This window comes from Pseudoalteromonas sp. S3260 (assembly GCF_005886925.1).
In the GTDB taxonomy this organism is placed as follows: domain Bacteria; phylum Pseudomonadota; class Gammaproteobacteria; order Enterobacterales; family Alteromonadaceae; genus Pseudoalteromonas; species Pseudoalteromonas tetraodonis.
In genome coordinates this window covers 1-1,681 of the sequence record NZ_PNCV01000145.1, presented here as the reverse complement: position 1 = coordinate 1,681, position 1,681 = coordinate 1, and the positions used below count along the sequence as shown (strand labels likewise).

At 39.1% G+C, this 1,681-nt stretch carries 2 protein-coding genes; both read right to left on the bottom strand.

Going from position 1 to position 1,681, the window contains the following annotated elements; translation table 11 throughout:
* Nucleotides 1–103 precede the first annotated feature (103 nt).
* A complete protein-coding gene (locus CWC14_RS17035; RefSeq protein WP_138564074.1) occupies nt 104–544 on the bottom strand; it encodes an energy transducer TonB in 441 nt (146 codons plus the stop codon).
* An 86-nt stretch (nt 545–630) separates the two neighbouring features.
* Nucleotides 631–1,605: an IS1595-like element ISPesp2 family transposase gene (locus CWC14_RS17030; RefSeq protein ID WP_138564072.1), complete on the bottom strand. Its 975-nt coding sequence runs from the start codon at nt 1,603–1,605 to the stop codon at nt 631–633.
* Nucleotides 1,606–1,681: the final 76 nt, after the last annotated feature.

The following is a 1,681-nucleotide window of genomic DNA, read 5'->3' as shown; positions in this document are numbered from 1 at the left end:
AAAATAGGCTCTATTAGCGTTAAGTGTTGAATAATTTCTTTTGTGGGGGAAAACGTGGAAATTACTGATTATTCCCACGCTATTTTGGAAAGTATTTTAAATATTATTCACATTGAAATTTTGCTTGTTTAGCACACCTAGCTTTTGCTTCTTCTTCAGAACTTCCGCCCATACAAAAATCTAAGCGTATTACCTTTTCTTCAGCTTGGTTTGGCTGGCCTGAAACATTTTCCCAGCGCCACTTTTTTATGACCTTTTTAGCAGGTTTGAAAATAACTTTCTTAGGAATAGACGAAACTAATTCTATATCTTGTGATTTACCGTCTTCATCTACGGTCAGCTTAAAGACTCCACAACCAGCTATACCTTTCATAGCTAGCTCCATAGGGTATCTAGGAGTGACTTGTTTAGTTCTAACCCATGTAGCAGCAGACTTTTCTGGATCTAGGTGAGTAAGCTTAACGTCAGCATAGTTATTAGCTTGAGCTACAGCAGAAAACTGCAACCCTAATATTGAACTTAATATTGCGATTCTCTTTTTCACTTTTTCCTTCCTTAGTATTTTTATTATCAATATGTAAGTACACATTAATGTAACAAAATCGCCTTCATAATCAAATAAATATAAATCTAGGCAACGAGGCCATAAGCAAGATTTTCGTCAATTAAGTATGCAAGCCTTACCTCTTTGTACTTATCTTTCTTGCTATCCATCATTCTCATCCAACCTAGGTAATATGGGAGATATTCTGTACCAACACCATTAAACCTTCGCATCCAGCCCCGTAAGCGGCTCATATAGCCATTTACGTTCTGGATATGAAATTGCCCACCGATTACACGCTCCCCCTTGCTTACAATGGTTCGGTAGTGTTGTATGTTCTCTTCTTTAGCAAAAGAACGGTATGCGTGTGCGCCATCACTACAAAGAATGCTGTCATGGTTCACTATTGGTCTCATAGCATTATGAATCTCATCACTTGAATGTTCTTCAAGTACGAAGTCTGTTAAGCCACCGCTTCTATCTACTACGATCAATACAGGAATTTTATCGTCTACCGTTCTTCTATCGCCCATACCGCCACGCTTTCTAGGCTTTCGGTCATAAATAGTCTGATTGCCTTTAAAACTCTCCATGAAGAACATTTCATCGGCTTCAATAATACCTGCCACTTCTGATGGCTTACGCTGTGCTGGAGCTTTGAGGAATCTGTGCCGCCAGCGAAATGCCGTTGTCTCTGCAACTTCTAATAGCTCAGCCACTCTTCTAATTGGTAAGCCATCAAGCATGTATTCTAGGTTTTTAGCCCATAACTCACGTTTTCTTAATCGAGCCAAAGGAGTTTTAGTCAAAGCGTTAAAGGTTTTACCACATGACGAACTTTTGCATTTGAAGCGTTGTAAACCAGCAGCCATGCCCCATTTACCGATTTCCTCATTACCACAATGAGGGCATATGACATCATCGCCTATACATTCATTGATTAGGTTATCTGTATCACCACGTTTGAGGTCTTCAACAACATGATGATGTAGTAATCGTTTCTGGTTGTGTGTTAGCTTAGATAACGACTCAATGATTAGTGTGAACTGATTCTTCTTCAATGTCCCGACCTCTCTAGCTTTGGGACAATTAATTATAGTACAAATTCAGAGATCAACAACTAACGCAAATAGAGCC